The organism is Rhizobium sp. RM, from assembly GCF_013390595.1.
GTDB lineage: Bacteria > Pseudomonadota > Alphaproteobacteria > Rhizobiales > Rhizobiaceae > Agrobacterium.
Window position 1 is genome coordinate 627814 of record NZ_JACAWV010000008.1, and the last position, 25011, is coordinate 652824.

A 25011-nucleotide genomic window follows, 5' to 3' on the forward strand; every position below is an offset into this window, starting at 1 on the left:
GATTAGCTCTGTCGAAAGCGCCAGACGGGTGAAGGTGTCACCCGCCTTTCAAGGTCGCGGCTGAGATCAGTTCAAACGCTCGATGCAGAAGTCGATGACTTCCAGAAGCGCATTTTTCCAAGGGCTTTGCGGCAACGGAGCAAGCGCGTCACGGGCAATGGTCCCATAGTGGTTGGCGCGGCTGATCGTGTCGCCGAGGCCATTATATTTGGTGATAAGGCCCAGAGCTTTTTCGAGGTTTTCGTCGCTGCTCTCGCCTTTTTCGATCGCCGCGCGCCAGAAAGCCCGCTCATCTTCGGTACCGCGACGATAGGACAGGATAACCGGCAGGGTGATCTTGCCTTCGCGGAAATCGTCACCGGTGTTCTTGCCGAGGTCAGCGGACTTGCCGCCGTAGTCCAGCACGTCGTCGACAAGCTGGAACGCAAGTCCAAGGTTCATGCCGTAGGACTTCAGCGCGCTGCGGCTTGCCTTGTCCGTTTTGGCGACGATCGGACCCACTTCGGCCGCAGCGGCAAACAGAGCTGCCGTCTTGGCGCGAATCACCTGAAGATAATCGTCTTCGGTTGTTTCCATGTTCTTGGCGACAGAGAGCTGCAGAACCTCACCTTCGGCGATCACGGAAGCGGCAGTGGAGAGAACATCCAGCGCTTCCAGCGAGCCGACATCGACCATCATGCGAAACGCCTGGCCGAGCAGGAAGTCGCCGACTAGAACGCTTGCCTGGTTGCCCCAGATCGTGCGCGCGGTGGATTTGCCACGGCGCAGGTCACTTTCATCCACGACGTCATCGTGCAGAAGCGTTGCCGTGTGCATGAATTCGACGCTGGTTGCCAGCTTGATGTGATGATCGCCCTCGTAACCGAACATCGAGGCGGAAGCCAATGTCAGCATCGGGCGCAGGCGCTTTCCGCCGGAGGAGATGAGATGGTTGGCGACTTCCGGAATCATCTGGACATCGGAGCCAGCTCTGGAAAGGATAAGCTGGTTCACCCGTTCCATGTCAGGGCGGGTCAGATCGACAAGCGGCTTGACGGATGCGAGTTTGTTTTTGCTTTCTTCAAGCGGTATGACGACGCCCAAGGGACCGGACTCCTGTTCGAATTTGTATTCGACAATAAAAACTGGCGCTTGTCGCGGCAAGGGGCGAATTGCCGCGAGCCATTCAAAAAGATGGGAATTCAGGAATTAAGCAGGGTTATCCATGAAAGAATTGATCCGTACCAACGATGCCGTGCTGTTGTCCTTCGCTGAAAGTCTGATGAAGGATGCAGGTATTCATTGCTTGATTGCCGACCAGACGATGAGTGTTCTTGAGGGATCACTCGGGTTGCTGCCCCGCCGGTTTCTGGTGGAAGAGGACCGCGCCGATGAGGCGCGCCAGATTTTCGTGGATGCCGGCCTTGGCGACGAGTTGCGGGAAGAGAAGGCGTGACAGGCGTGTCAGGCGAGAAATCCGAGACACTCGACGCTTTTCACCGTGGCCGCTTTCATGTTCTCCAGCCAAAGGGCAGGGGCCATCGGGCCGGCATGGACGCAATGCTCCTTGCCTCGTTGGTCGCCGATGGAAAGCCGTGTCGCGTGGCTGATCTTGGTGCAGGTGCGGGGGCTGCCGGCATGGCGGTTGCCGCGCGGCTGGAAAAGGCCGAAGTAACGCTGTTCGAGCGTTCACCTGAAATGGCCGAGTTTGCACGCCGCAGCCTGGCCCTGGCGGAAAACGCGGCATTTTCCGCGCGCGTCTCCGTGCAGGAGGCGGATGTTACCTTGCGGGCCAAAGCCCGTGCGGAAGCTGGCCTGCTGAGCGAGCATTTCGACCACGTCATCATGAACCCGCCTTACAACGATGCCGGCGACCGGAAGACGCCGGATGCGCTGAAGGCTGAAGCGCATGCCATGACGGAAGGACTGTTCGAAGACTGGATCAGAACGGCCGGTGCGATTACGGTGTCGGGTGGGCAGCTTTCGCTTATTTCCCGGCCGCAGTCGGTGGCCGAGATCATTGCCGCCTGCGGACGCCGGTTCGGCGGCATGGAGATCACCCTCATTCATCCCCGCCCGGGAGAAGATGCCGTCCGCATGCTGGTCACAGCCATAAAGGGGTCTCGGGCGCGACTGTCCTTTCGGGCGCCACTTGTCATGCATCAGGAGGATAACCACGCCTTCACATCCGTCGTAGATGACCTGAATAACGGCCGTATCGCTTATGTCCGCAACATCAACACAATGGGTCGCAACAGATAAATATCGCAAACCCACTGCGTTAGAACCATTGTGTTTTCCGGCGCGATACATACATCGGTTCGGAACAGAGTGGTTTGAGTGAGGATTTAATGGCCGGTTTTCTGAAGCGTCTGGTGCCGAAGCGGTTTCGCAAGCAGGAGACGGTTATTCCCGTGGTGCGCATGCATGGTGCGATCATGGCCGGTGGCAGCCAGTTCCGGCCTGCTCTCAACCTCGCGTCCTACGCGCCGCTTCTGGACAAGGCGTTTTCCATGAAGGACGCGCCTGTTGTCGCCATCTCGCTCAACTCGCCGGGCGGTTCGCCGGTGCAGTCGCGTATGATCTACAATCGCATCCGCCAGCTTGCCGAGGAAAAGAACAAGAAGGTTCTGATCTTCGTCGAGGACGTCGCGGCCTCCGGCGGTTACATGATTGCGCTGGCTGGTGATGAGATCATCGCCGATCCGACATCCATTGTTGGCTCCATCGGCGTGGTGTCCGGCGGCTTCGGTTTTCCCGATATGCTGAAGAAGATCGGTATCGAGCGACGCGTTTACACGGCCGGTGAAAACAAGGTCATCCTCGATCCGTTCCAGCCTGAAAAGGAAGGCGATATCGAGTATCTGAAGTCACTTCAGGTCGAAATCCACAATGTTTTCATCGATATGGTGAAGATGCGTCGTGGCGCAAAGCTGAAAGATGAGCCGACGATTTTCTCAGGACTGTTCTGGACAGGTATGCGTGGCCTTGATCTCGGCCTTATCGACGGGCTCGGCGACATGAAGGATGTCCTGCGCCGCCGTTACGGCGACAAGGTGAAGCTGCAGCTCATTTCCGGTGCCCGTTCCCTGTTCGGCAAAAAAGTGCCGGGCGTTGATGCCGCTCTTGGCATGAATGCCGAACGTCTCGCCGCAGGTGCGGTGTCGGGGCTTGCCGAGGTCGCCGAAGAAAAGGCATTGTGGTCCCGTTACGGCCTATGATGTTTCGGGAATAAAGCTTTTTCTGATGGCACAGCTCATTACAATTTTCATTCTGGTGGTTGGGGCCATCATTCTCTATCGCCGCTTCGTCAGCGACGCGCAAAAGCTGACGGCGAAGTCCCGTCAGCGCGAAAAAGAACGCGAAACCGGAGCGATCGGTACGCTCGTCAAGGACCCTGAAACCGGCGAATACCGTGTGAAACGAGAAGACGAGCCGTAAGCGGGCACCAAGGTGCATAAATCCTTGACCCCTTGGCTTTGGCATGGCACCTGTCCGCATCCGAAGTAAGTCAATGCTTACTTACCCTTTTTAGAGCTGCGATGACTGCAATGACCGATGTTCCAGACCATATGAACCCCAAGCGTTCTTTTCAGGCGCTGATCCTGACGCTGCATAACTACTGGGCCGACAAGGGCTGCGCGGTTCTGCAGCCTTACGATATGGAAGTGGGCGCCGGTACATTCCATCCTGCAACGACGCTGCGCGCGCTCGGACCGAAGCCGTGGAAGGCAGCCTACGTGCAGCCATCGCGGCGCCCGTCTGACGGTCGTTACGGTGAAAACCCGAACCGTCTGCAGCATTATTATCAGTATCAGGTGATCCTGAAGCCGAACCCGTCCAACCTCCAGGAACTCTATCTCGGTTCGCTGAAGGCCATCGGCCTTGATCCGCTGCTGCACGATGTGCGTTTTGTCGAAGACGATTGGGAAAGCCCGACGCTGGGTGCCTGGGGGCTGGGTTGGGAATGCTGGTGCGACGGCATGGAAGTGTCGCAGTTCACCTACTTCCAGCAGGTGTGCGGTATCGAATGCTCCCCGGTTGCCGGAGAACTGACCTACGGTCTGGAGCGTCTGGCGATGTATGTTCAGGGCGTTGATAACGTCTATGACCTGAACTTCAATGGCCGCGAGGGCGACGAGAAGATCTCCTATGGCGATGTCTTCCTCCAGGCGGAGCAGGAGTATTCGCGGCACAACTTCGAATTCGCCGATACGGCCATGCTGTATCGTCACTTCATCGACGCGGAAAAGGAATGCCAGGCCCTGCTCGCTGCCGGTGCACCGGGCGATTCCGGTGCTCTGCACAAATGCGTTCTGCCTGCCTATGACCAGTGCATCAAGGCAAGCCATGTCTTCAACCTGCTCGATGCGCGCGGCGTGATTTCGGTGACTGAACGTCAGAGCTACATTCTGCGGGTGCGGACGCTGGCAAAGGCATGCGGCGAAGCTTTCCTGCTGACGGATGCAGGTGGTGCGAACTGGAACAAGGCCGCCTGAGGATTTATGATCGTCAGGTGATGACGGCGGTTCAGACACGCACTATCGTGTCACCCGCCAAGGTTTCATGAGGGGGGATCTGAAATGTTCATCACGTTGGCAATCATCGCGGCGATCGCGCTCTATGTGGTCTTCATCTATAACGGCCTCGTCAAGGCGCGGCAGATGAAGGAAGAGGCTTGGTCCGGCATCGACGTGCAGTTGAAGCGCCGCGCTGACCTGATCCCCAACCTGATCGAGACTGTCAAAGGTTACGCCGCGCATGAAAAGAGCACCTTCGAAGAGGTGATCGCCATGCGCAACCGCGCACAGGCCGTGCCGGCTGGCGATGTGGAAGGCCGCGCCCAGGCGGAAGGCCTGCTGTCGCAGGCCCTTGGCAAACTCTTTGCTCTGGCGGAAGCCTATCCCGATCTCAAGGCCAACACCAACTTTCTGGAATTGCAGCGCTCGCTTGAGACCATCGAGGGCGAAATCCAGATGTCGCGCCGTTATTACAACGGTGCCGCACGCGATCTGAACGTGAAGGTGGAGAGCTTCCCCTCCAATCTGGTGGCTGGACAGTTCGGCTTTGCAAAAGCCCCTTACTTCGAAATTGAAAACCCGGCCGACCGTGCCGTGCCCACCGTAAAATTCTGACCTTTCCGCCCGTTCTCATCGCGCGGCAGAACCAATGCAGAAAAAAGACCCATGATTGAATTGACCATCACACCGCCCGGCCATCCGCTTTCCGGCAGGGTAGAGCCGCCCGGCTCGAAATCGATCACCAACCGCGCGCTTCTGCTTGCCGGTCTAGCGAAAGGCAAAAGCCGTCTCACCGGTGCCCTGAAAAGCGACGATACGCTTTACATGGCGGAAGCGCTGCGGGCGATGGGCGTCAAAGTCACTGAACCTGATGCGACGACCTTTGTGGTGGAGAGTACAGGTGTTCTCCAGCAGCCGGAGAAACCGCTGTTTCTCGGAAACGCCGGTACGGCCACGCGCTTTCTCACCGCCGCTGCGGCGCTTGTGAACGGGGCCGTCATCGTTGACGGCGACGAACACATGCGCAAACGGCCGATCATGCCGCTGGTTGATGCGTTACGGTCCCTCGGTATCGAGGCGGATGCGCCAACCGGCTGCCCGCCGGTGACGGTGTGTGGCAAGGGCAACGGCTTCCCGAAGGAAAGCGTCACCATCGACGCCAATCTCTCCAGCCAGTATGTCTCGGCGCTTTTGATGGCTGCCGCCTGCGGCGACAAGCCTGTCGACATTATTCTGGCCGGTGAAGAAATCGGTGCGAAGGGTTATATCGACCTGACCACCGCTGCCATGGAAGCTTTTGGCGGCAAGGTTGAACGGGTCAGCAATGCCATATGGCGCGTGCATCCGACGGGTTACAAGGCCACCGATTTTCACATCGAACCGGATGCCTCCGCTGCGACCTATCTCTGGGGCGCCGAACTGCTGACCGGTGGCAGGATCGATATCGGAACGCCGGCCGAAAAGTTCACGCAGCCGGACGCCAAGGCCTATGACGTCATGGCACAGTTCCCGAACCTGCCGGCCGAAATCGACGGCTCCCAGATGCAGGACGCTATCCCGACCATCGCTGTTCTGGCTGCATTCAACGAAACGCCGGTGCGTTTCGTCGGTATTGCCAACCTGCGCGTCAAGGAGTGCGACCGTATCCGTGCCGTCTCGCTCGGGCTCAATGAAATTCGGCAGGGACTGGCGCATGAAGAAGGCGACGACCTGATCGTGCACGCCGATCCGGCGCTGGCAGGCCAGACAGTCAAGGCTTCTATCGATACCTTTGCCGATCACCGCATCGCCATGAGCTTCGCACTGGCAGCATTGAAGATCGGCGGTATCGCCATTCAGAACCCGGCCTGCGTGGGTAAGACTTATCCGGGCTACTGGAAGGCGCTCGCCTCGCTTGGCGTCGATTATAGCGAAAAGGACAGCGCTGCCGAACCGCAGCATTAAATTGGTTTAAGGAGGGTCGCCCCGTTGAAGATCGTCGCCGCAAGACTTCTCGCGCTGTTCGTCTTCCTCGGCGTGGCCTTTCCCGCCTTTGCCGAAGAATTCATTCGCTCCTATCACTCTGTCGTGGAAATCGCCGGGAACGGCGGGCTGACGGTTACCGAAACCATCACGGCCCGTGCGGAAGGTCAGAACATCAAACGCGGAATTTTTCGCGATTTCCCGCTTTATGCGCTGGATGCGAACAACCGGCGCACCAAGGTGGATTTCAACGTTGTGTCCGTCGAGCGTGACGGGGCGCCGGAAAACTGGCGCACCGAAAACATCGATGGCGGTATCCGTATCTACACCGGCAGCGCTGACCGATTTCTGGCGACCGGCGAACATATCTTCCAGATCACCTACACGACCGCACGGCAAATCCGTTATTTCGATGACTACGACGAACTGACCTGGAATGTCACCGGCAATGGCTGGCAGTTTCCGATGGGTGAAATATCCGCAACCATTGTTCTGCCGGATGGGGTGCGTGCGACCGATACCGCCGTCTTTACCGGCGCTTACGGCGAAAAGGGCTCAGATGCCCGTGTTCTGAACGAAGGAAACGAGGTGTTCTTCGCCTCTTCGCGTCCGTTCTCGGTCGGTGAAGGCATGACCATCGCAGTTAAGTTGCCGAAGGGCGCAATCGCTGCCCCCGATTCTTCGCAGGAAGCGGGCTGGTGGCTGCGCGACAATCTGGCGATCCTGCTTTCGGGCGGTGGGTTGTTGGCCGTCCTGCTCTATTATCTGCGGGCCTGGTTCGCCGTCGGGCGTGATCCGGCCAAGGGTGTTATCGTTCCACGCTGGGATGCTCCGGATGGGCTTTCGCCCGCACTGGTCAATTACGTCGACAACAAGGGCTTCTCCGGCGCGGGCTGGACGGCGCTTTCGGCATCCGCCCTTGATCTTGCGGTCAAGGGCTATGTGGTTCTCGAAGACCTGAAGACGTCCATCGTCATTCGCCGGACTGAGAAACAGCAGGGTGGGGAGTTGCCTATAGGGCAGAAGACGCTGCTCTCTTCCATCGGCGGACCGGGTACAACGCTGACCATCGACAAGGCGCATGGCACGCAAGTCGAGACCGTTGGAAAACAGTTTCGCGCGGCCATCGAAAAGGAACATCGCGGCAAATACTACAAGAGCAATGCTGGCTACACGATATTCGGCATCATTCTCAGCATCGTCATTGTCGTCACGACATTGGTGTTTGGGGAACTTGATGAAAGTGCCATCGCCGCTGTCCTGGTATTCGGTTTCTTTGCGTTTTTTTTCAGCATTCTGTCGATTGGTATCGGCAGGCAGTTTTCGCGGGGCGCACCGTTGCGCAAACGGATCGGTGGCATCGTCATGCTGGCTTTCGCCGGTTTTGTCGCCTTCTCTGCCATCGGCGGTATCGCCACGCAGGTGCTGCTGGATGTGACACATGACACGAAGTCGCTGGCGCTTGCCGCGATGGGTGGCATCGTGCTTGTGAACGCTCTTTTCCTGTTCCTGATGGGAGCACCCACGCCGCTCGGCCGCAAGCTGATGGATGGCATAGAAGGGCTGCGCACCTATCTGACGCTCGCCGAAAAGGACCGGATGAACCTGCGCGAAGCGCCAACGATGTCACCGCAGCATTTCGAAACTCTGTTACCCTATGCGGTGGCGCTCGGTGTCGAAAAGCCATGGAGCCGCACGTTCGAAACATGGCTTGCAACTGCTGCGGCCGGTGCGGCTGTGGCGAGCTATGCGCCCGGCTGGTACGCCGGGGGGCATTACGGCAGTTTCGGCGATCGGATTGGTGGCTTCTCCTCGTCGATGGCAAACACCATCGCCTCCACCATCCCGCAGCCGGTCAGCTCTTCCGGCTCCAGCTTTTCCGGTGGTGGCGGAGGTGGTTTTTCCGGTTCCGGCGGCGGCGGTGGCGGTGGTGGAGGGTGGTAACGCCAAGCCGCTGTTCACCTCCCCCTTGAGGGGAGGTCGTCGCGCAAGCGACGGGTGGGGCTGGTAAAAGGGGAGGGCTCGTTGGTCCGTCAATTATCGCCGCTTGATCGCTTCAAAAAAGCGAACGCACGCCGTCTTCGCCTTGAGATGACAGATGCAGAACGGTATTTGTGGTCTCATCTCTGGCGTATTCCGGTTGAGCATACACATTTTCGCAGGCAAGTACCGATTGGGCCTTACTTTGCTGACTTCGCCTGCCATAAATTTCGTCTTGTCATTGAACTCTATGGAAGTCAGCACGCTGAAGAGCGCGCCAGACGCTATGATGAAAAACGAACGGACTTTCTGCGAAGTGCAGGTTACCGTGTGGTTCGTTTCTGGAACCATGACGTGCTGAAAGAGCTGGAATCGGTGCTGGATACGATATTTGCAATTGTGCAAGAGCAGCAAATTTTGCTAGCAGAGGCCAGTCTAATTCACCCCACCCCGGCACAAAGTGCCGACCCTCCCCCTGAAGGGGAGGGTGAGGAAAACTGATATGCCCGATCTTCTGCTAGAACTCCGCTCCGAGGAAATCCCGGCCCGCATGCAGCGCAAAGCTGCCGGCGATCTGAAGAAACTCGTCACCGATGCGCTGGTGGAAGCGGGTCTGACCTATGAGGGTGCGCGTGAATACTGGACGCCGCGCCGTCTGACGCTGGATATTCGTGGCCTGAACGCCCGCTCTGCCGATGTGCGCGAGGAGAAAAAGGGGCCGCGAACCGACGCCAACGAAAAGGCGATCGAGGGCTTTTTACGTGGTGCGGGTCTCAGCGACATTTCGCAGGCGCAGGTCGTTTCTGATCCGAAGAAGGGCGATTTTTACATCGCGATCATCAATAAACCGGGTCGGCCTGCCGAAGATATCATCGCCGAGGTGATGCCAGGTATCATCCGTTCATTCCCCTGGCCGAAGTCGATGCGCTCCGGATCGGCTTCCATGCCGAAAGGCTCCAGCTACGGCGGAGTCGAGGGCAAAGGATCGGAAAGCCTGCGCTGGGTTCGCCCGCTGCAGTCCATCGTCTGCATGTTCGGCCCCGAACATGACGAGACGCAGGTTATCCCGTTTGCGATCGACGGCATTGTCGCCGGCAACGTGACCTATGGTCATCGCTTCCATGCGCCTGGCCCAATCACCGTGCGCCGCTTCGAGGATTATGTTGCAAGCCTCGAAAAGGCCAAGGTCGTTCTGGACGCGGAACGCCGCAAGGATATCATTCTGCACGACGCCAAGGATCTGGCTTTCGCCAATGGCCTGGAACTGGTGGAAGACGAGGGCCTGCTGGAAGAGGTCTCTGGTCTCGTTGAATGGCCGCAGGTGCTGATCGGCACCTTCGAGGAAGATTACCTGCAGATCCCGGCAGAAATTATCCGCCTGACGATCAAGACCAACCAGAAGTGTTTCGTAACCCGTCCGCAGGGTGCGACCGAAGGGCTCTCCAACCGTTTCATTCTGGTGTCGAACATTGAAGCCATCGATGGCGGCAAGGAAATCATCCACGGCAATGGCAAGGTCGTGCGCGCCCGTCTTTCAGACGCCAAGCATTTCTGGACCCGCGACCAAGGTGACCTGCCGGACCTCGATACGCTCAAGGATTCCGCTGCCAAGTTCGGTCTCGATCTCAAGAAGCCGCTCGATCAGCGTATGGCCAAACTCGACGCGCTCAACGTTACTTTTCATGCCAAGCTCGGTTCGCAGGGGGAACGCGTTGCGCGTATTCGCGGTCTGGCCAAGCAGCTTGCGCAGATCGTTGGTGCCGATGCCGCGCTCGTGGACCGTGCTGTCGTTCTTGCAAAAGCAGATCTGCGCACGGAGGCTGTCGGTGAGTTCCCTGAACTTCAGGGCTTGATGGGCCGAAAATACGCAACCCTGCAGGGTGAGGACGAGAGCGTCGCCACGGCAATTGAAGATCACTACAAGCCGCAGGGTCCGTCGGACCGGGTACCGCAGGATAAGGTGGCGATCGCAGTCGCTCTGGCAGACAAGCTGGACACGCTGGTCGGCTTCTGGGCAATCGATGAGAAGCCGACGGGTTCGAAGGACCCCTATGCACTTCGTCGTGCCGCCTTGGGCGTCGTGCGCATCATCTTGGAGCGCAACGTCAGGCTGCCGCTGTTGAGCGTCGTCAAGGATGCGGATCTTCTGACGTTCTTCCATGATCGTCTGAAAGTCTACCTCCGTGATCTCGGCGCACGTTACGACCTGATCGAAGCGGTGCTGACGCCGGAGTCCGATGATCTGCTGATGGTTGCCCGCCGTGTCGAGGCGCTGACGGCTTTCATTACCGGCGAGGATGGCAAGAACCTGTTGGCAGGCACCAAGCGCGCCACGCAGCTTCTCGCCGCCGAGGAGAAGAAAGGCACCGTGGTTGCCGATGGCGTGGCGGAAGAGCTTCTGAAGCTCGATGCCGAAAAGGCGCTTTACGCGGCGATAAAGTCTGCGTCCGCCGATGCCGCCAAGGCAGTTGCGGGTGAAGACTTCCGCTCGGCCATGCAGGCCCTTTCGACGCTACGCGCTCCCGTTGACAAGTTCTTCGAAGATGTTCTGGTCAACGATGAAGATGCGGCCATCCGTGCCAACCGTCTGGCGTTGCTCAAGGCCATCCGCGAAGCCACCGGCACGGTTGCCGACTTCTCCAAGATCACGGGTTAAGGCAGAACGCGCTGATGGTGGGAAAAATCCTCATCAGCGCCTGCCTGCTCGGCCATGCCGTACGTTATGACGGCAAGGGAAAGCCCCTTTCTCATCCCGCGATCGAGCGATGGAAAGACGAGGGCAGGCTGGTAACAATCTGCCCGGAAATGGCAGGAGGCATGCCAGTACCAAGACCACCCGCTGAAATCGAAAACGGCGCGTCCGGCCTTGATGTGCTGGAGGGCCGTGCCCGTGTGCTGGAAGTTACCGGCGGAGATGTGACCGACGCATTTATCGCCGGTGCCAGAAAGGCGCTGGCATTTGCACAGCAGAACGATTGTACGCATGCGCTGCTGATAGATGGCAGCCCATCCTGCGGCTCGCTGGCCATCTATGACGGTTCGTTTTCAGGCCGCAAACACGTTGGTAACGGCGTAACCGCAGCGCTTTTGCAAAAATCTGGCATCGCCGTTTTTTCCCATGTCGACGTCGACACGCTGGAGGCTCTGACAAAATAAAAACGCCGGGAAAGACCCCGGCGTTTCTGTTTGTCATTACGTCGCTTGTGTCAGCTTGCCATGCGCATCTGCTGCGCCATGCCATAGAGCTGGTTGCCCGACGCGCCGGACGAGACGCGGAAGCTGCGGATCAGGTTCAGCAGTTCTTCAGTGTCGACAGCCAACGCTTCCGCCGACGCTGTGGTTTCTTCCGCCATTGCCGCATTGTGCTGGGTGGCAACGTCGAGCTGGTTGAGCGACGAGGAGATGGAGCGCAGTGTCGTATCCTGCTCTGCCGCGGAGTGGGCGATCTTGCTGACAATATCGTTTGCCGAGCGGATCTGGTCCGAAATTCGCTTCAGCGCATCGCCGGCCTCGCCGACGAGGCGAACGCCGTTTTCAACCTGGCCGGACGAGCGGGCGATCTGATCCTTGATCTCCTTTGCGGCCGCCGCCGACTTCTGCGCCAGTTCACGCACTTCCTGTGCAACGACAGCAAAGCCTTTGCCAGCTTCGCCGGCACGGGCCGCCTCCACGCCAGCATTCAAGGCCAGAAGGTTGGTCTGGAAGGCGATGTCATCGATCACGCCGATGATCTTGGAGATTTCCGATGAGGATTGTTCGATGCCGCTCATGGCACTGATGGCTTCTGCCACCACGCGGTCGCTGCGGATCGCTTCGGAGCTGACGGAGGTGACGCGCTGGGCTGCATCGGCTGCACCTTCAGCGGTCTGGCGCACGGCAACCGTCAATTCGTCGAGTGCAGCCGACGTTTCCTCAAGATTGGCTGCCTGACGTTCGGTGCGTTGAGACAGCTCGTTGGAAGCTTTGCGGATTTCTTCCTTGGAACCACCAATGTCGATGCTCTTGGCGTTCACCTTGGCCATGGCGGCGTCGAGATGTGTCAAAGCCTCGTTGAAATTGTCGCGCAGCGCCGCATAGCGGCTGCCGAGGTCGCGACAGCGCACGGTCAGATCGCCGGATGCCAGCTTCTCCAGTGCTTCGCCGATGGTGGAAACAACCCGGGCCTGAAGTTCGGCTTCGTCGCGTTGCATGTCGAGATTGGTCTGTCGTTCGCTGTCGAGTTGCTGTTGCTGCTCTTCCTGGCGGCGCTGCATGGCATGCCGCTCGCGAACCTTTTCCTGAAGCGAGGCGGTGGCCTTTGCCATCATGCCCACTTCATTTGTCAGGCCCGTATGCGGAATGGTCATCGAGACATTTTCATTGGCAACTTCGCCAAGCGCACGGTGAATATCGCCGAGCGGCTTGGAGATGCCACGGATGACATAGAACGCTGCGGCCAGTGCCAGAGCGAAGATTACCGCACCGATGGAGAGGGCCTTGAGAACTTCTGTGCGAACCTGCGCGGTCAGATCGTCGATGTAAACACCGGTGACGACAACGACCTGCCAGGGTTCGAAGGCCAGCGCGTAGGAGCTTTTTGCAAAGTCGTCGCCTTCCATGCCGGGCTTTGGACCGTAGAAATCGGTCTGCCCACCGCCATTGCGGCCAAGACGCACGAGTTCGTCGCGGTAGGCGTAGCCGTTGCTGTCCGGTTTACCCTTATAGCTCTCACCGACGCGCTTGGCGTCGGGGTGGAACTTCATGGTCACATCATAGTCGTAACCGAAGAAGTAGCCATCCGGTGTGAATTTCATCGCGCTGACGGTGGCGAAGGCCTGTTTCATCGCGTCGTCGCGCGTCAGCGTACCGGCTTTTTCCTTGTCCTGGAAAGACTGAAGGACGGAAATGGCTGACTGAACCTGCGTGCGCAACATGCCGTAACGCTCGTTATAGATCGCGTCGGTGGCTGACTTGAGCTGGTAGTAGGTCGCTACGGTAAAGGCAGCCATCAAGGCTACTACCAGAACGATGAGTTGCCGGGAAATCGAGAGGTTTTTCATGGGCGCTCACAAGCGTTAGCGACGTCGCAGCCTGACAGGCCGTACGCGGATGAAAATTCGGGAGAAGGAAATGGCGCGTGATGCGCTTGCTGAGCGGACTGAATGGCGGGAGCGTATTTCAGGCCTTCATGATGTGCTGCATCGCACAACGCTTCTACATAGCGGCCAGAAATTTGAATAAATATTTAATCATCACGTCATTCCACGCGCATTCGCGCAAAATGGGTGTGAGAAATAGAAAAATATACTATTTAATGCTACTCTCGGTAGTGCGGTTTAGGCGGAAGCAGTCTTGCGTTTTATCAATGCCCGCCTTTTGTGAAATCACTCACTCTGTGCGCAGTTTGAAATCCGAGAAATCTGTACCGCCTGAAGCGACACCCGCTTTGATGGCGCCGGTCGTTGCCGATGCATCAATGCCAACAGGTCCGGTGGCGGCGGTCTCTGGCGCGCTGGTGGCGGGCGCTGCACTCCCATGGCCTGCGATTGCAGTGCCAGCATCCTCCAGCGGCAGCCAGGCGGGATTTTTTGTTACGAATGTCACGGGTGCTCCGCCAAGCCATGCCTCGGTACGGATCATTTCCTTGTGGCCGTTAATTTCGCGCATTTCAGTCTGCTGCGTTCCTGGCGCAATCGACGGGATGGCGTAGGTGTCAGGCCTGGTGCGCTCTTTCAACGGTGGGCAACTGACGCATTTCATGGGCGTGAAGCTGCCGTTGCTGACCTGCGCGCCATCGACATATTCGATGGACGATGCCATTGCCGACCCGCTGGTCAGCGCTATGATCGCTGTCACAAGAGCACGATGCATGGAAAAGCCCCCGAAGTTCAGGCGGTCGAAGCCGCCATATGCCTTCCGAGACCTTATCGGAGTTTCGTTTCCATCCGGTCAGTAAACTTGGTAAAAATTGAACGAATGGCCAAACGCGTGAAGCGGTTCAGGCTTTTTCGCGTGCTACGGCCTGCCAGCCAATATCGCGACGGCAAAAACCGTTGTCCCATTTCACATCGTCCACAAGCGCATAGGCGCGCGTCTGTGCTTCCGTCACGGTCTCGCCAAACGCAGTGGCGTTTAGAACGCGTCCACCAGTTGCAACCAGCTTGCCGTCTTTCAACGCCGTGCCGGCATGGAACACCTTGGCGTCGGCGCTTGCATCCGGAATATGCGCGATCGGCGTATTCTTGTCGTAGGAACCTGGATAGCCCTTCGATGCGAGAACGACAGTCAGCGCGGCGTCGTCTCGCCATTCTGCCGTCACCTGATCAAGCGTGCCCGTCGCTGTGGCGTACAGGATCGGCAACAGATCGCTTTTCAAGCGCATCATCAGCACCTGGCATTCGGGATCGCCGAAGCGCACGTTGTACTCGATCAGCTCCGGACCCTTTTGGGTAATCATCAGGCCCGCAAAGAAGACGCCGGAGAAAGGATGGCCGTCTTTTGCCATGCCCTTGATGGTTGGCTCGATGATCTCCTTCATGGTGCGCTCCACCATGGCAGGCGTCATCACGGGGGCAGGGGAGTAAGCGCCCATGCCGCCGGTGTTGGGGCCGGTGTCGCCGTCACCGACACGTTTGTGATCCTGCGCGGTTGCAAGCGCGAGCGCCGTCTTGCCGTCGGAAAGGCAGAAGAAGCTTGCCTCTTCGCCGTCCAGGAAAGCTTCCACAACGACTTCCGCACCGGCGGAGCCGAAGGCGCCGTCAAAACAATCGTCGATGGCGGCAAGAGCTTCCGCCTCGTTCATGGCAACAGTTACACCCTTGCCTGCTGCCAGGCCGTCAGCCTTGATGACGATGGGGGCTCCCTGTTCACGCACATAGGCCTTGGCCGGCTCTGCGGACTTGAAGCGCTGGTAAGCGCCGGTCGGGATGTCGTAGCGGGCGCAGAGGTCTTTGGTGAATCCCTTGGAGCCTTCCAGCTGGGCTGCAGCCTTTGAAGGGCCGAAGGTGGCAATTCCCGCTGCGCGCAGATCGTCCGCGAGGCCGGCGACGAGCGGTGCCTCGGGGCCAACCACGACGAAATCCAGTGCCTTTTCTTTTGCGAAGGCGATGATGGCGGCGTGATCTTCGACATCAAGCGAAACAAGTGTCGCATGGTCGGCAATGCCAGGGTTGCCCGGCGCGGCGTAAAACTCTTCGAGCAGGGGAGATTGGGCGATTTTCCATGCAAGCGCATGTTCGCGTCCGCCAGAACCGATCAACAGAACTTTCATGGTCAATACCCCTGTAATCTCGTTTCTGCGGCGTTAAGGGCAGGGGCATCAAAGGTCAAGCGTAAAGCGGACGCGAATGCCTGCCTTTCCTGTGGAATCGCCGTAATGGCATGTTGTCATGCCACAATCAGCCTCTATGTTCAGCCCGATTTCAAACAGTCCAGAGAAGAACATGTCCGCAGACAATGCCCGCCTTTCCACATTGATTGCCACCGAAATCAACGCTCGCGCCGAGCAGGTTAAGGCGGCGATAGGATTGCTGGACGAGGGAGCGACGGTTCCCTTCATCGCCCGTTACCGCAAGGAGGTGACGGGTGGCCTGGATGACACGCAGCTTCGTGTCTTGGCGGAACGGCTCTCTTACCTGCGTGAACTCAATGCGCGCCGCAGCTCAATCGTTGAATCCATCAACGGTCAGGGCAAGATGACGGACGAGTTGATGGTGAAGATCATGCAGGCAGCCACCAAGGCTGAACTGGAAGACCTTTACCTTCCCTACAAGCCGAAGCGCCGCACCCGTGCTGAAATTGCCCGCGAACGCGGTCTTGGCCCCTTGGCTGAGGCCATTTGGGACAACCGTGGGGCCGATCCGTCCAAGCTGGCGGAAAGCTATGTTCGGGGCGAGGTCGCCGATGTGAAGGCGGCACTCGAGGGAGCTCGCGATATCGTCGCTGAAGCGATGACGGAAAATGCCGATCTGTTGAAACGCCTGCGCGACTATATGCGCCAGGGCGCCATGCTGCGCGCCAGGGTGGTCGATGGCAAACAGGCGGCTGGCGAGAAATTCTCCGATTACTTCGAGCATAATGAAAAATGGGCGACAGCTCCCGGCCATCGCGCGCTTGCCATGCTGCGCGGTTGGAACGAGGAAGTGCTGACCCTGACCATCGATGTCGATGCGGATGATCCTTCACCGGTCAAGCCCGCGCAGCGCACCATTGCCAGCAGCTTCGATATTCGCAATGCAGGTCCGGCCGATGCCTGGCTGATGGAGGTGGCCGGCTGGACTTGGCGCGTGAAGCTTTCCATGTCGCTGTCGCTCGATCTGATGCGCGAGTTGCGTGAACGCGCAGAAGAAGAAGCAATCCATGTCTTCGCGCGCAACCTCAAGGATTTGTTGCTGGCTGCACCCGCCGGCTCGCGCGCAACAATGGGTCTCGATCCGGGCATTCGCACCGGCGTCAAGGTGGCGATCGTGGATGGTACCGGCAAATTGCTCGACACCACGACGGTTTACCCCTTTCCGCCGAAGAACGATATCCGTGGCACGCAGTCGGAGCTCGCAAGCCTTATCCGTAAACACGGCGTGGAACTGATTGCTATCGGCAATGGCACCGGTAGCCGTGAGACGGAAAAGCTGGTGGCGGATATGCTGGCGCAACTGACCGGGCCAAAGCCAACCAAGGTCATCGTGTCGGAGGCTGGAGCTTCGGTCTATTCGGCATCGGAACGCGCCGCGAACGAGTTCCCCAACCTCGATGTATCGTTGCGTGGTGCCGTCTCCATCGCACGTCGTCTGCAGGACCCATTGGCGGAACTCGTCAAGATCGAGCCCAAATCCATCGGTGTCGGCCAGTATCAGCATGATGTCGATCAGGGCAAGCTGTCCCGTTCGCTTGATGCGGTGGTAGAAGATGCCGTGAACGCCGTCGGCGTCGATCTTAACACCGCGTCTGCGCCTTTATTGTCGCGGGTGTCCGGTCTTGGTGCGTCGATTGCCGATGCTATTGTCCTGCACCGCGATCAGGTCGGGCCTTTCTCCAGCCGCAAGGAGCTTTTGAAGGTTCCGCGTCTCGGCCAGCGCACCTTCGAACAATGCGCGGGCTTCCTGCGTATCCCGAATGGCAAGGAGCCTCTGGATGCGTCGTCCGTTCACCCTGAAGCTTATGGTGTGGCCAAGAAGATTGTTGCGGCCTGCGGCCGCGACCTGCGCACGCTGATGGGGGACAGTGCCACCTTGAAGGCGCTCGATCCGAAGCAGTTCATCGACGAGCAATTTGGTCTGCCGACGGTCAAGGACATCATTGCCGAACTGGAAAAGCCTGGCCGTGACCCGCGTCCAAGCTTCAAGACGGCAACCTTTGCTGAAGGCGTGGACGAAATCACCGACCTCAAGCCGGGCATGTTGCTGGAAGGTACGGTCACGAACGTTGCCGCCTTTGGGGCCTTCGTCGATATCGGTGTGCACCAGGACGGGCTTGTCCACGTTTCGCAACTGGCCGATCGTTTCGTGAAGGACCCGCATGAGGTGGTTAAGGCGGGTGACGTGGTCAAGGTGCGAGTCGTTGAAGTGGATGTGAAGCGTAAGCGCATCGGCCTCACTATGCGCAAGGACGGTGGCGAGGCCGCCCCCCAGTCGATGCGTGAGAAGGGCAATGCGAACGCGATGCGCCATGCCAACGCCAAGCCACAGGGGCGCAACGAAGGGTCGCAATCCGGCGGCGCTTTGGCGGCTGCCCTGGCAGAGGCGATGAAGCGCCGATAACTCAAGGTTGAAATGTTGATGGAATGAAATGCCCTCGCCGTTTTCTGCGGCGGGGGCATTTTCTTATGAAATCGTTCAATTTTTTTGAAAAACAACTATCTTGAAAGTCTCGATGAAAGGAATACGGTCAGGAAAAATTGATAAGCGAGACTTAGCAATTGGGGGTGTCATGGCGTTGTCTCTGCATGCTCTGCTTGAAAAGATTATCAAGATCGGCGATCTCCTCGTAACCTCGCCGACCGGAAGTTACAGCTACGGCGACGGTTCAGGACGAAAGGTGATCCTGAACTTCTCCGATGAGGCCGCAACCCAGGAGATTGCCGCCGATCCCGCCTTGAAACTCGCGGAAGTTTTCATGGAAGGGCGAATGACGGTCGCGCAAGGCGATATCTACGACTTCCTGGCACTGGTCAAAAGCAACACATTGAGCGAGGCGTTGTCCTTCGGCATGATCTGGCGCGGTGTTGCCCGCATCATCGCATCGCGTGTCAAGATGCACCTGCCGGTCAACCACAACAGGAGCAATGTCTCCCATCACTACGACCTGTCGGCCAAGCTTTTCGATTTGTTTCTGGACGAGGACTGGCAATATTCCTGCGCCTATTTCAATCCGCCGGGGATCAGTCTTGAAGAGGCGCAGCGCGCCAAGAAGCGGCACATTGCAGCCAAGTTGATGACCGAACCCGGTCAGAAAGTGCTGGAGATCGGCTCCGGCTGGGGCGGCATGGCCATGTATATCGCCGAAAGCGCAGGTGCAGACGTCACCGGTATTACGCTCAGTGAAGAGCAATTGCGCGTGTCGCGCGACAGGGCGCAAAAGCGCGGTCTTGCAGACAAGGTCCGCTTCGAGTTGCAGGATTACCGTTATCTGCCGGCATCGAAGAAGTTTGATCGTATCGTTTCAGTGGGCATGTTCGAACACGTCGGGCCGACCCATTATCGCGACTATTTCGAAAAGGTTGCGGAAGTGCTGGACGACGATGGCGTGATGGTGCTGCATTCCATCGGTCAGCCGTATCCGGGGCTGGCGACGAATCCCTTCATCGAGAAGTACATTTTCCCCGGCGGATATATTCCGTCGCTGGCTGAGGTGTTGCCGGCGATTGAAAAGGCGCGATTGCTGGTGAAAGATATCGAAATCCTGCCCATGCACTATGCCCATACACTCAGGCACTGGCGGGAACGTTTCGTCGCGCGCAGGGAGGAGGCAATTTCTCTCTACGACGAACGCTTTTTCCGGATGTGGGAGTTTTATCTCGCTGGCTCGGAAATGGCTTTCAGCCATGAGAACTTTCACATTTTCCAGATCCAGCTTGCGAAGTCGCGCGATGCCGTGCCGCACAGCCGCGATTACATCCAGGCCAACGAAGCAAGGCTGCTCGAATTTGAAAAAAACCGACCGCCGCTGGAAAAGGTCACGTTCTGAGAAGGCAAGGCACGAGGCGAGCTTTTTCGTGCTGGTTAATGGAATGGAAACAGAATCCCTCTAATTCTGCGGGTCTCCTGTCTGTATTGCGTTTCTGGGGACCTTTCCATGTTCAAGCCATCAGTGGCCGTCGCCGCTTGTGTTCTATCGTTTTTTGCCGTCGGCAATGCCCAAGCCGAAGGCTGGTTTTCCGGCGACTGGTATCTGAAACTCGGCGGTGCCGGATTTACGGCGCCGAAGTATCAGGGCGATAACAAGAACGAATTCGGTTTTTCGCCGATCATCTCTCTCGGCCGCGCCGGGCAGGGAGCACGTTTCACTTCTCGCAACGACAGCGCGTCGATTTCGCTGCTGGACAACGGCCCTATCAGCGCAGGTCTTGCCGGACGTCTGATCTCACCGCGTGATGATGGCGATTCTGCCGATCTCAAGGGCATGCGGCGCATCAAGCGCGGCGGCGAGCTTGGCGGTTTCGCCGAAGCCTATCCGACAGACTGGCTGCGCATCCGCGGCGAAGCGCGTCAGGGTATTCGCAGCCACAGTGGCGTTGTTGCCGACCTTTCTGCCGACGTTTTCACTGATCTCGCGCCCGGCATCCAGATTTCTGCCGGTCCGCGCGCAACATGGGTCAGCAAGAAGTACAATGAGCGGTATTACGGCGTCACCGCCGAACAGACGGCAGCCGGTGCGCCTTCGCCCTACAGCCCAAATGGCGGTCTGCATTCCGTTGGTGTCGGTGCGGCAATCACCTGGAAGGTCACAGAGAATGCCGAAGTCGGCTCCTTTGCCGAATATCGTCGTTTGACCGGCGATGCTGCCGACAGCACGTTGGTCAGCGAGCGCGGGTCGCGCAACCAGTTTATCGTTGGTGTTCAGGCAAGCTACAAGTTCGGCTTCTCGCTGCCCTGATCCGACGACATCATTGTTATTCAAAAGGCTCCGCAGCGTTCAGCGCTGCGGAGCCTTTCTTTTTCCGCCTAGCACACCATTGTTCGGGCTCTGCTGCATCTGAAAAAGATTCCGCTTTTCGGGCCGATGCTGTAGAACCGATCCATGGTTCATCACAGCGATTTGTCAGGCCGCGTTTCGGACGCGCCATCCAACAATTGGGTTTACCGGATCTTGCCGCGAACCCTCTGGCCCTATGCGCAATTGGCACGGTGGGATCGTCCCATCGGCTGGCAACTTCTGATGTGGCCATGCTTCTGGTCAGCCGCGCTCGCGGCCAATGTTGCGGCGCAGACCGGAACCTTTTCCTGGGGCACGTTGCTTTATCATCTCGCCCTGTTCTTCATCGGTTCGGTCGCGATGCGCGGGGCTGGCTGCACCTACAATGATCTGGTCGACCACAAGATCGATATGGCTGTGGCGCGTACCCGTTCTAGACCGTTACCATCAGGCCGGGTCAGCCGGATGCAGGCCAAGGTCTTCATCGTGCTGCAGGCGCTGGCGGGGCTGGTTGTGCTCCTTCAGTTCAACACATTCGCCATTGCTGCAGGCCTGTTTTCCCTCGTCTTCGTGATGATTTATCCCTTCGCCAAGCGCTTCACCAACTGGCCGCAATTCTTCCTTGGTCTGGCGTTCAGTTGGGGTGCGTTGATGGGGTGGGCCGGACAATTCGCCTCGCTCGACTGGCCGCCTGTGCTGCTTTATGTCGGCGCCATTGTCTGGACGATCGGTTATGACACAATTTATGCGCATCAGGACAAGGAAGACGACACCGCTGTCGGCATCGGCTCAACGGCGTTGTTGTTCGGGGACAGGACACATGGCTGGCTGGTCTTTCTTTATGGCACAGCCCTTGTCTGCCTCTTTTTGTCGTTCTGGATGGCCGGCGTTAACATCCTCGCTTTCAGCGGACTTGCCGTCGCTGCGCTGATGTTGTTCCGACAGGTATGGGTACTGGATATCGACAACGTGGCACAGTGCCTGTCGCTGTTCAAATCCAACAATCGCGTCGGCGCGCTGGTTTTTGCCGGCCTTGTCCTGCCGCTTCTTCTGGCCTGACACGCAATCTATTGCCCAAACAAAAAGCCCGGCCGCGTTATCCGCGCCGGGCTGTTGTCCTCCTAGAAACTGGAGCTTAGTTGCGAGCGATGATTTCCTTGCCCTCGATCTTCATGCGCATGCCGAGCGATCCGGTCGAGCGGCGTACGAGGAAGCGTGGGCGACGCTCTGCAAAGTAGGAGTGGCGGCGACGGGGACGGGCGTTTTTCGTCCGGACCTTGCCAAGATGTTCTTCCAGGGGACGGGCAACGCCATCGGCTTCAACCATCAGCATGGGAATACGATAGGCTTCCGACCAGCTGCGCCAATCGGCAGCGATATCGCAGAGGTCGTGCGCCACCAGCAAGGGGATGCACAGATCGGGATCGTCGTGGTGAAGTTCCAGCGTGACTGTAACTTGACCGTCGCCATGGTCGATGGCGCGGGCGGCAACGCCCTTGAATGCGCGGGCCGGTAGGGCGAAAGACAGTGGCAGGCCACTGGAGGAAAGCGTCTTGCGCATGACCGCGCCGCGCTCATCGAGCGTTACAGCGACATCGGCCGAGCCTTGTCCCTTGCCATAGGTGACCTGTTGCGGAAACCGCGCGGGATCGACTCTCAGTGTGGCGACGGCCCAGTCGGGCTTAAGAACGGTCTTGGTCATGTTTATTCTACCCTTGTTTTACCTGAGAGCCGGTTTCCGGTCTTCTCATCGGGACTTTTTCGTCCTCTGATATGGTCAAGATAGACCGCCGCTGTTCGAGACTGCTTAAAAATCGCGGTTAAGAAAACTTTGCATTCCCAAATGGTTAGCAAAACGCACCAAGGCATGGTTTCGAACGGGTAAAGCAAATCGAGACAATGCGGCTTTTTCAGCGCGCAGGACTGGATCAAGCTACGGGCAAGGCGAAGCCTGCATGGTGCCATCGGGCTTGCCCTGCGCATGCAGCACTTTCTGGAGTTTTTCGATGGTATCGACCTATCTCAGCTACGACCTTATCAATCGCGATATGAAGGCGAGTCTTTCACGCGTGTCGCAGCAGGCGATGATCGAACGGCAGACGAATTACTACAAGGAAAACATCGGCAAGGTCACAAGTGTCGATGAATTTCTCGATGACTATCAGCTGTATTCCTACGCCATGGATGCCTTCGGTCTGGGCGAAATGACCTATGCCAAGGCCTTCATGAAAAAGGTTCTGGAAAGCGATCTGAACGACGACAACAGCTTCGCCAACAAGTTGACCGATGAGCGTTACCGAGACTTTGCCGCTGCATTCAACTTTACGCAATCGACGGCTTCCGTGCAGTCCGATGCGCAGCTGGACAAGCTGATCGGCCTATATGACACATCGATTTCGGATCTGGACAACAGCCTTTCCGAGGAGACCCGTTATTACAAGTCGATGATGGGAACGGTGACGAATGTCGATCAGGTCCTGCGCAACGATAGACTTCGCGCTTACGTCTTCCAGGTTTTTGATATCGACGAAGCGACCTATTCTTACTCTCATATCAAGGGTCTGATGACGAGCGACGTCGATGATCCCGACAGCTATCTCAATCAGAAATACGATGCTGCCTATTCGGATGCCGTCACAAAATTGACCACCAAGAGTAACATCGAACTGCATGCCCAGGTGACGTCCCGAATTGAAGCAATCGATACGGAGTTGCAGGACGCGACGTTGACGACCGAAGAGCGGGCCGCGCTTGAGGAAGAGAAAACCACCCGTCAGGATCAGCTAACCCAGCTCGAATCAGTTCTGCCGCCGCAGGACGAATGGGAGACGACGCTTGCTGCAATCAAGGCGGAACAGTCGAAACTGAATAGCATCGTCACGCAATACAACAATATGGCGAAGCTCGCCGAGGCCTTCGAATTCAACAATGACGGCACGGTTGCTGCGGGTGGCGCGCAGACCGCTGAAAACCTCAGCAGCTTGGTGGACACCTATCTGACCAGCGCGCCGCGTGTGACGCCCACAGTCGCCACGCTGAACCGTGACTACTTCGAATCCAAGATCGGCTCGATCACCTCGGTTGATGAGCTTGTCGCGGACACCAGGATGTTGGCCTACATCAGGACGGCTTTCGATCTCAACGATATGACGATCGTTACCGCCACGATCAAAAACATTCTGACGAGCGACCTGAGTGATCCAGACAATTACATCGCGAAGATCGGCAAGAATGACGAGCGCTACCTTGCGCTCAGGAACGCCTTCAATTTCCAGACGGATGGCACGCTCGCCGCAGGCGATGTTCCCCAGTCTGTGACGCAGACGGCAGCCACCACCAACGGCTACATGGTCCATTATAACGACAAGGACGATGAAGCGGACGTAAAGGCTCTCAACCTGTTCAAGAGCGATATTGCGAGCGTGACATCGGTCAAGGATTTCCTCAACAGCAGCGCAGTTTACGATTACGCCCTCAAGGCCGTTGGTCTTGACCCAGATACGGTCCGGCCTGCCGACATTCGCAAGGTGCTGACAAGCGATCTGCAGGACAAGAAGAGTTATGTCTATACGCTCAAGGACGAGCGTTATGTAAAGCTGGCGGAACTGTTCAATTTCAAATCGGATGGGACTGTCGGCTCTCCGGTGATGGCCCAGTCTCAGATTGAAATGCAGACCATGTCCGCCGACTATATCACGAAGAAGTCCACTTTCGGGACGGAAGCGGACAAGACAGCGGCGACAAAAGAGACGGAATATTTCACTGATGAAATGCAGAAAATTAAAACGCTCGATGAGTTTCTCGCAAATGACCGGCTGACGAAGCTCGCGATGGAATCGCTTGGCATCGATCCTGAAAGCGTGACGAAAGAACAACTGGAAAAGATGTTCACGTCCGATCTCGATGATCCGGACAGCTATCTCAACAAGGAAATGGACCCGGTCTTCCGCCGTCTTGTGACAGCCTTCAACTTCGATACTGAGGGCAACCTGTTGCGTGAGGACCGCAGTTCGATCCAGACGCGCCGCGGACTTTACGAGACGCTCGACAACTACCTGCAGCAAACGCTCGAAACGCAGGCGGGTGAAGACAATGCCGGTGTGCGACTGGCGCTTTATTTCCAGCGCATTGCCGCCGATACCACGTCCTATTATTCGATCCTGGCGGACACCGCGCTTCAGGAATTTGTAAACACCACCTTCGGCATTCCCGACGAGATGGCGAATGCAGACGTGGATACGCAGGTCACGATGATGAAGAAGTACTTCGACATCGAGGACTTCCAGGACCCGGATCAGGTCAAGAAACTGATTTCCCGCTTCACCGTCATGTACGACAGCGAACAGAATACCAGCGATCCGATCCTGACGCTGTTCAGTGGCGGTTCGGTCGGTATCAGCGCCGACACGCTGCTCGCGGTTGCCACCCTGAGAGGCAGGTAAGCCAGGCAATAATCCGGTTT

At 57.8% G+C, this 25011-nt stretch carries 21 protein-coding genes; 16 read left to right on the plus strand and 5 right to left on the minus strand.

Annotation, left to right across the window (positions count from 1 at the left end; translation table 11 throughout):
* Nucleotides 1-66 precede the first annotated feature (66 nt).
* Nucleotides 67-1083, minus strand: a complete 1017-nt coding sequence (locus HWX89_RS11995) for a polyprenyl synthetase family protein (RefSeq protein ID WP_138794693.1) — start codon at nucleotides 1081-1083, stop codon at nucleotides 67-69.
* Nucleotides 1084-1204: 121 nt separating this feature from the next.
* Between HWX89_RS11995 and HWX89_RS12000 the strand changes: the two genes are divergently transcribed.
* The 11 genes from HWX89_RS12000 (at nucleotide 1205) to HWX89_RS12050 (ending at nucleotide 11597) form a co-directional block, all read left to right on the plus strand.
* A complete protein-coding gene (locus tag HWX89_RS12000; RefSeq protein ID WP_138794694.1) occupies nucleotides 1205-1435 on the plus strand; it encodes a putative signal transducing protein in 231 nt (76 codons plus the stop codon).
* Nucleotides 1436-1440: 5 nt separating this feature from the next.
* Nucleotides 1441-2241: a tRNA1(Val) (adenine(37)-N6)-methyltransferase gene (locus tag HWX89_RS12005; RefSeq protein WP_138794958.1), complete on the plus strand. Its 801-nt coding sequence runs from the start codon at nucleotides 1441-1443 to the stop codon at nucleotides 2239-2241.
* 89 nt (nucleotides 2242-2330) lie between these two features.
* The gene (locus HWX89_RS12010; protein WP_178340718.1) at nucleotides 2331-3200 is read left to right on the plus strand and encodes a S49 family peptidase; all 870 of its coding nucleotides are present in this window, start codon (nucleotides 2331-2333) and stop codon (nucleotides 3198-3200) included.
* Nucleotides 3201-3225: 25 nt separating this feature from the next.
* On the plus strand, nucleotides 3226-3420 hold the full coding sequence (locus HWX89_RS12015; RefSeq protein ID WP_138794695.1) for an NfeD family protein: 195 nt from the start codon (nucleotides 3226-3228) through the stop codon (nucleotides 3418-3420).
* Nucleotides 3421-3521: 101 nt separating this feature from the next.
* Nucleotides 3522-4478: a glycine--tRNA ligase subunit alpha gene (locus HWX89_RS12020; RefSeq protein ID WP_138794696.1), complete on the plus strand. Its 957-nt coding sequence runs from the start codon at nucleotides 3522-3524 to the stop codon at nucleotides 4476-4478.
* A gap of 84 nt (nucleotides 4479-4562) precedes the next feature.
* Nucleotides 4563-5114, plus strand: a complete 552-nt coding sequence (locus tag HWX89_RS12025) for a LemA family protein (RefSeq protein WP_082183756.1) — start codon at nucleotides 4563-4565, stop codon at nucleotides 5112-5114.
* Between the two features lie 51 nt (nucleotides 5115-5165).
* Nucleotides 5166-6443, plus strand: a complete 1278-nt coding sequence (aroA, locus tag HWX89_RS12030; protein ID WP_138794697.1) for a 3-phosphoshikimate 1-carboxyvinyltransferase — start codon at nucleotides 5166-5168, stop codon at nucleotides 6441-6443.
* 24 nt (nucleotides 6444-6467) lie between these two features.
* Entirely contained in the window at nucleotides 6468-8405 is a 1938-nt protein-coding gene (locus HWX89_RS12035) for a DUF2207 domain-containing protein (RefSeq protein ID WP_138794698.1), read from the plus strand.
* A gap of 81 nt (nucleotides 8406-8486) precedes the next feature.
* Nucleotides 8487-8942, plus strand: coding sequence for an endonuclease domain-containing protein (locus HWX89_RS12040; RefSeq protein WP_246705137.1), 456 nt, complete (start codon nucleotides 8487-8489; stop codon nucleotides 8940-8942).
* Between the two features lies 1 nt (nucleotide 8943).
* Nucleotides 8944-11097, plus strand: a complete 2154-nt coding sequence (gene glyS / locus HWX89_RS12045; protein ID WP_138794699.1) for a glycine--tRNA ligase subunit beta — start codon at nucleotides 8944-8946, stop codon at nucleotides 11095-11097.
* 14 nt (nucleotides 11098-11111) lie between these two features.
* The gene (locus tag HWX89_RS12050; protein WP_138794700.1) at nucleotides 11112-11597 is read left to right on the plus strand and encodes a 2-thiouracil desulfurase family protein; all 486 of its coding nucleotides are present in this window, start codon (nucleotides 11112-11114) and stop codon (nucleotides 11595-11597) included.
* A gap of 50 nt (nucleotides 11598-11647) precedes the next feature.
* Here the strand turns inward: HWX89_RS12050 and HWX89_RS12055 are convergent, their stop codons facing one another.
* The 3 genes from HWX89_RS12055 to purD all read right to left on the minus strand — a co-directional run bounded on the left by HWX89_RS12055 (nucleotide 11648) and on the right by purD (nucleotide 15690).
* Nucleotides 11648-13480 (minus strand): methyl-accepting chemotaxis protein, encoded by a 1833-nt coding sequence (locus tag HWX89_RS12055; protein ID WP_138794701.1) that lies wholly within the window; start codon nucleotides 13478-13480, stop codon nucleotides 11648-11650.
* Nucleotides 13481-13808: 328 nt separating this feature from the next.
* Nucleotides 13809-14291 (minus strand): plant virulence effector HPE1-like domain-containing protein, encoded by a 483-nt coding sequence (locus HWX89_RS12060; RefSeq protein WP_138794702.1) that lies wholly within the window; start codon nucleotides 14289-14291, stop codon nucleotides 13809-13811.
* Between the two features lie 127 nt (nucleotides 14292-14418).
* Nucleotides 14419-15690 carry a phosphoribosylamine--glycine ligase gene (gene purD, locus HWX89_RS12065; protein ID WP_138794703.1) on the minus strand — a complete coding sequence of 424 codons (1272 nt, stop codon included), beginning with the start codon at nucleotides 15688-15690 and terminating at the stop codon, nucleotides 14419-14421.
* 172 nt (nucleotides 15691-15862) lie between these two features.
* Here purD and HWX89_RS12070 point away from each other — a divergent pair, with 172 nt between their 5' ends.
* The 4 genes from HWX89_RS12070 to ubiA all read left to right on the plus strand — a co-directional run bounded on the left by HWX89_RS12070 (nucleotide 15863) and on the right by ubiA (nucleotide 21608).
* A complete protein-coding gene (locus tag HWX89_RS12070) occupies nucleotides 15863-18175 on the plus strand; it encodes a Tex family protein (protein ID WP_138794704.1) in 2313 nt (770 codons plus the stop codon).
* Nucleotides 18176-18344: 169 nt separating this feature from the next.
* Nucleotides 18345-19601 (plus strand): cyclopropane fatty acid synthase, encoded by a 1257-nt coding sequence (locus tag HWX89_RS12075; RefSeq protein WP_138794705.1) that lies wholly within the window; start codon nucleotides 18345-18347, stop codon nucleotides 19599-19601.
* Nucleotides 19602-19709: 108 nt separating this feature from the next.
* Nucleotides 19710-20510 (plus strand): MipA/OmpV family protein, encoded by an 801-nt coding sequence (locus HWX89_RS12080; protein ID WP_138794706.1) that lies wholly within the window; start codon nucleotides 19710-19712, stop codon nucleotides 20508-20510.
* A 144-nt stretch (nucleotides 20511-20654) separates the two neighbouring features.
* Nucleotides 20655-21608, plus strand: a complete 954-nt coding sequence (gene ubiA, locus HWX89_RS12085) for a 4-hydroxybenzoate octaprenyltransferase (RefSeq protein WP_138794707.1) — start codon at nucleotides 20655-20657, stop codon at nucleotides 21606-21608.
* Nucleotides 21609-21684: 76 nt separating this feature from the next.
* Here the strand turns inward: ubiA and HWX89_RS12090 are convergent, their stop codons facing one another.
* Complete coding sequence (locus HWX89_RS12090; protein WP_138794708.1) at nucleotides 21685-22251, minus strand: DUF6101 family protein; 567 nt, start codon at nucleotides 22249-22251, stop codon at nucleotides 21685-21687.
* Nucleotides 22252-22555: 304 nt separating this feature from the next.
* Between HWX89_RS12090 and HWX89_RS12095 the strand changes: the two genes are divergently transcribed.
* Complete coding sequence (locus tag HWX89_RS12095; RefSeq protein WP_138794709.1) at nucleotides 22556-24991, plus strand: DUF1217 domain-containing protein; 2436 nt, start codon at nucleotides 22556-22558, stop codon at nucleotides 24989-24991.
* The last annotated feature ends 20 nt before the right edge of the window (nucleotides 24992-25011 follow it).